The following is a 4807-nucleotide window of genomic DNA, read 5'->3' as shown; positions in this document are numbered from 1 at the left end:
GCCGGGAGCCGGTGGGCAGACCACCCAGCACCGGACGCAGCAGCCCTTCGGCCTGCTCCGGCCGGCCGTCGCGCAGCAGCAGCTCGCCGGTCAGCACCTCGACCTGCGCCGCCTCGCCGAACGCCTCGATCGACCGGAGCCGCCCCGGCACACCCTCCAGCCGGTCCAGCGCGGCGGTGAGCCGGTCCTCGCCGATCAGCACCCGGGCGACCGCGTCGGCGGCCATCGCCCGCTCGTACGTGACCACGGGCGGCTCGTCGGGCTGACCGGAGACCGCGGCCGCCGCGGCGTCCACCCCCTCGATCGCGGCCACCGCGGCCGGCAGGTCACCGGCCCAGTGCAGGGCGAGGAGTTCCCGCCGCCGGGCCCGCAGCTCGTCCACCTGGAATCCGGCCAGCCGCCACGCGCTGGCCGCCGCCGCGAACCGCTGCGCGGCCAGCGCGTCCCGGTCGGCGTCGTAGAGCAGGCCGCCGGACTCTTCCAGCACCTGCGCCCGGCGGGGAAGATTGTCCGGCCCGTCCAGGTTCTCCGCCAACGTGTCGAGCACCGCGAGCGCCAGATCCGTCTCACCGAGCCCCGCGTAGATCCCCGACAGCATGTGCCGGCACCGGTCCGCCTCCGCCTGCGCACCGGCCCGGTCCAGGCCGAGCACCGCCTCCTCGGCCACCTCGGCGGCCTCGGCCAGCCGGCCGGCCATCCGGTACGCCTCGGCCAGCTCCCAGCGCAGCAGCGCGTCGCCCTCCAGCCCCTGCTCGACGCAGAGCGTGACCGCCTCGGCCAGATCGTCCACCGCCTCGCCGGCCCGGTCGGCGGCCAGCAACGCCCGGCCCCGGGTCACCCGCAGCGGCAGGTGGGCGCCGGCCGGGGCGACAGTCAGCGCCTCGTCGCAGGCGGCCACCGCGTCGGCCGGATCGTCGGTGGAGCGGGCGTACGCCAGGCAGGCGCTGGTCAGCATCTCGGCGTCGCCCAGCTCGCCGGCCAGCCGGCGGGACCGTGCCGCCGCGTCCCGGAACTCCTCGGCCCGCTCCAACTGCTCCAGCACGTGCGTGCGGTGCAGCGCGACCCGCCCGGCCAGCCACGGATCGGCGTCCGCCTCCGCATCGGCGCGGTCGAGCGCGTCGAGCGCCTCCGCCCACCGCTCCCGGTGCACGTGGGCGAGCGCGAGCCGGTCCCAACCGGCGGCCCGATCCCGCGGTTCGCCGTGCGCGGCCAGGTACGCGGCCGACTCCCGGGCCAGCGTCAGCCCCTCGTCCGCGCTCTCCTCGGTCATGCTCAGCAGCACACCGAGCCGCCCGGCCACCACCTGCGCCCGCAGCGGGTCCGGCACCTCCCGCCACGCGGCCAGCGCCTCCCGGTTGACAGCGGTCGCCACCGCCACGCCGTCGTCGTCCTCCTGGGACAGCTCACCCGCCCGCAGCTCCAGCCGCCACGCCCGGGTGGCCGGCGGCAGGTCGGCGTCGCCGTACCGCTCGTCGTACGCGCGCAGTACGGTGCCCAGCCCCTCCCGGCAGTTGGTGCGCCAGCACTCCTCGGCCAGCGCCAGCAGCTCGTCGGCGCCGGCGTCGGCGGGCACGCTGACCGGCGGCTCGGTCGTCGCCCGATCGTCCGGCGCGGTACGCGGCGCGGGCACCACCGGGCGGCGCACGCTGGCGGAGAGCGGCAGGTGCTCGCCCTCCGGCCCGGCCACCAGCTTCCGGGCGATCAACGCGGACTGGTGCGTGGTGCCGTTACGCGCGTCGAAGCGCCCGGCCAGCCCGGTGGCCGTACCGGCCAGCTCGTCGGCGAGCGCGCCCACCGGCACGTCGGCGGCCGGCCGGTCACCGGAGGCGCGACGGTGCACAGTCAGCTCGGCCGGCACCTGACGCAGCGCCGCCGACGCGGCGGCCGCGAAGTGCATCGCGGCAGCCGGGGTGGGTGCCCGGTCCAGCCAGTCCAGGTGCCGCTCGACCAGCTCCAGCGCGCGGGCCTCGTTGCCGGTCGCGGTGCAGAACTCGATGTGCTCGGCGACGTCCCACAGGTTGGCCAGGTGCCCACGCAGCCGCCGGTACGCCTCCCGGTGCGCGTCCCGCGCGGCGTCGCCCCGGCCGGTCTCGCGGTAGGGCGTGAGCAGCGCGGTGAGGATCCCCTGCGGCTGCTCGCTGCAGGTCAGCCGGCCGGCGAGCACCGGCTCGGCGAGGGCCACCGCCTCCTCGTGCCGGCCCAGCCGGACCAGGTGCGCGACCTGCGTGGTCGGGTCGCAGCCGGCGCAGTCGGAGAGCGTGTCGCGGGGCGTGGTCATCCACTTGCGGTACCACTGCTCCGCCGCGTCCTCATCGCCCACGTGCGCGGCGACCAGGTAGCGGTGCTTGTGGACCGCCTGCAACGAGTGCCCGGCGTCGCGGTAGCGCCGCTCCATGTCGTCGAGCACCGCGTACGTCCGGTCCAGCGGCAGCTCCGGGAACTTCACCATGGCGTTGACCATGTACTTGAAGGCCCAGAGCAGCTGGTGCGTGTAGCCCTGGTGGTAGGGCTGCGGATCCTTGTCGTACTCGGACAGGCACCAGGAGAACGTGACGAACGACTTCGCCGGTTCGCCGCCGTAGACGTACGCGGTGGTGCCGGTGACCCGGGCGGCGAAGGCGAGATGCCGGTCGTCGCCCGCGTCGGCGCGGCGCAGCAGTTGTTCCAGCGCGGCGATCTGCCCCGGGCCGTACGGCATGGTCTCGATCTCGTGGTGCATGCGCCAGAGGTCGTCGTCAGTCACGGGTCACTCCCGGTACGGCCCGGCCGAGCAGGCCGAGGAAGGAACTGTTCAGCAGCGCGGCGTCGGCCGCCCGGATCGGGTGGTGCCCGAGCAGCAGGGCCTGCCCGTAGAGCGCCTCGACGGCCAGCCCGACCAGCTCCGGGTCGGCGAGCGTGGTCACCCGGCGGACCAGCGGGTTGCGGTGGTTGAGCACGAGTTGCGGGCGGTCCGGCGGGGCGGAGGCGGCAAGCGCGTCGAGCACGCCGCCCCACAGCTCGTCGGCCTTGTCCCGGCTGGCGGCGAGCTGGTCGTGGAACGCGGCCGAGCGGGACACCAGGTAGAGCGCGGGCAGCGAGACCGGGTCGTACGCCCGGATGACGACCTCGCAGCCGAGCCGTTCCAGCGCCCGCTGCGCGCCGGTCAGGAACGGCCGCAGGGCCAGCTCGGTCGCCGGGTCGAGGATCTCGAACCGGGTGGTGAGGTCGCTGGGCTCCAGCCGTTCGATGAGCACCGATCGATCCACTGTGGGCAATCGCTCGATCAGCTCGGTGTCGTACGTGTAGCCGCCGTTCACCACCGCCAGGTCCTGCGCGGCGGCCACGGCGGCGAGCTGGCGGAACTCGTCCAGGCCGGCGGCGTACCGGAGCACGCCGTGGCGCTGCCGGAACTCGGCGAGCGTCATCGTGCCGACGTTGGTGTCCATCGGCCACCACTGGTCGACCAGCCGCAGCATCTCGTCGTCGTGCATCGCGAGCGCCTTGACGCCGAGGTGGTGCACCTGGAGGAACTCGCCGAGCCGGCGCGGGTCGTGCTTGGCCAGCCGCACCAGCCAGCCCCGGATCTGGTCGCCGAGCGCCTCCCGGACGGAGGTGAGCAACGCGTCCTCGTAGAGCGCCTCGCGGCTCGCGGTCGGGCGCAGCTCGCTCGCGTCGACCACGCAGTGGGCGAAGAAGGCCCACTCGGGCAGCAGCCCGTCGGCGTGCTCGCTGAGCAGCATCCGCTTGAGGTAGACCCGGTGCCCGGCGCGGGCGGCCGGGTTCACCGCGGTGGGCAGGATGAACGCCACTCCGGTGAGGCCGGCCTCGGGCACCGACAGCGGCACCACGTCGAACGGGACGAACCCGAGCAGCTCCTGCGCGTACCGCTGGAGCCCGGCGCGGTCGACCGGCGCGCCGGGCGTGTTGGGCCATGGCGGCGGCCCGGCGGTGGTCGGCGTGTCGCCGACCCGGACGTCGACCGGCAGCAGGCTGCCGTAGAGGCGGGCCAGCTCGGTGACGGTGGGTACGCCGAGCCACTGGTCGGCGTCGCGCCGGGGCACCAGCGTCACTGTGGTGCCGGGCTCGTCGCGGGCCTGCTCCGGCTCGGCGAGCCGCACCGCGTACCGGCCGTCGGACCAGCCCGTCCAGAGCACCGTGGGCTCGTCGGCGTGCCGGGTGACCACCCGGATCTCGTCGGCGACCAGGAAGCAGGAGAGCAGCCCGATGCCGAACTGGCCGAGGAACTCGTGCCGGGAGAAGCCCAGCTCGTCGCGTTTGGAGCTGCGGCCGATGGTGGCGAGCAGCTCGTGCACCTGCGCCTCGGTGAGACCGATGCCGGTGTCGTGCACGCGCAGGGTGCCGTCGCCGGTCAGCTCGGGCGGCTCGATGCGTACCCGGGCCGGGGCGTTCGGCTCGGTGGACCGGCGCGCGGTGATCGCGTCGACGGCGTTCTGGAGCAGCTCGCGCACGTAGACGCGCGGGCTGCCGTACAGGTGGTGACTGAGCAGGTCGACCACGCCACGGAGGTCCACCTGGAAGGTGCGGTCCAATCGCGCTCCCGGTTCGGATTTCGGCGCTCACCGTACCGGTCAGCGCCGACAGTGTCCGTCCCGTTTCATCCCTCCCCCGCCCACCCACCTCCCCGCTGATCTTGCACTTTCCGCCCGGTCGAAGGCGCACAAAAAGGACCTGTCGAGGGCCCGAACTGCAAGATCAGCGGGGTGGGGGTTCGAAGCCGGCGAGGCGGGTTGCGATTCGGGCGCGCATCGGGGGGAGGGTGGAGACCGCCTGGAGCAGGAGGTTTCGCAACGGGCGGAGTGGGGGTGGG

General features: G+C 74.6%; 2 protein-coding genes. Both read right to left on the bottom strand.

The genetic code is table 11. The annotated features are described in order from the left end of the window. Positions 1-2743 (bottom strand): hypothetical protein (locus tag KBX39_RS23290; RefSeq protein ID WP_210872502.1); only part of this gene is annotated, 2743 nt, incomplete at its 3' end. Beyond that, positions 2736-4529 carry an HSP90 family protein gene (locus KBX39_RS23285; protein ID WP_210872500.1) on the bottom strand — a complete coding sequence of 598 codons (1794 nt, stop codon included), beginning with the start codon at positions 4527-4529 and terminating at the stop codon, positions 2736-2738. The genes KBX39_RS23290 and KBX39_RS23285, both read right to left, overlap by 8 nt. Positions 4530-4807: the final 278 nt, after the last annotated feature.

The organism is Micromonospora sp. D75, from assembly GCF_018070405.1.
Lineage (GTDB): Bacteria > Actinomycetota > Actinomycetes > Mycobacteriales > Micromonosporaceae > Micromonospora > Micromonospora chalcea.
Note: the sequence above shows the minus strand (reverse complement) of the source record. Positions and strands in the feature narration are given on the sequence as shown.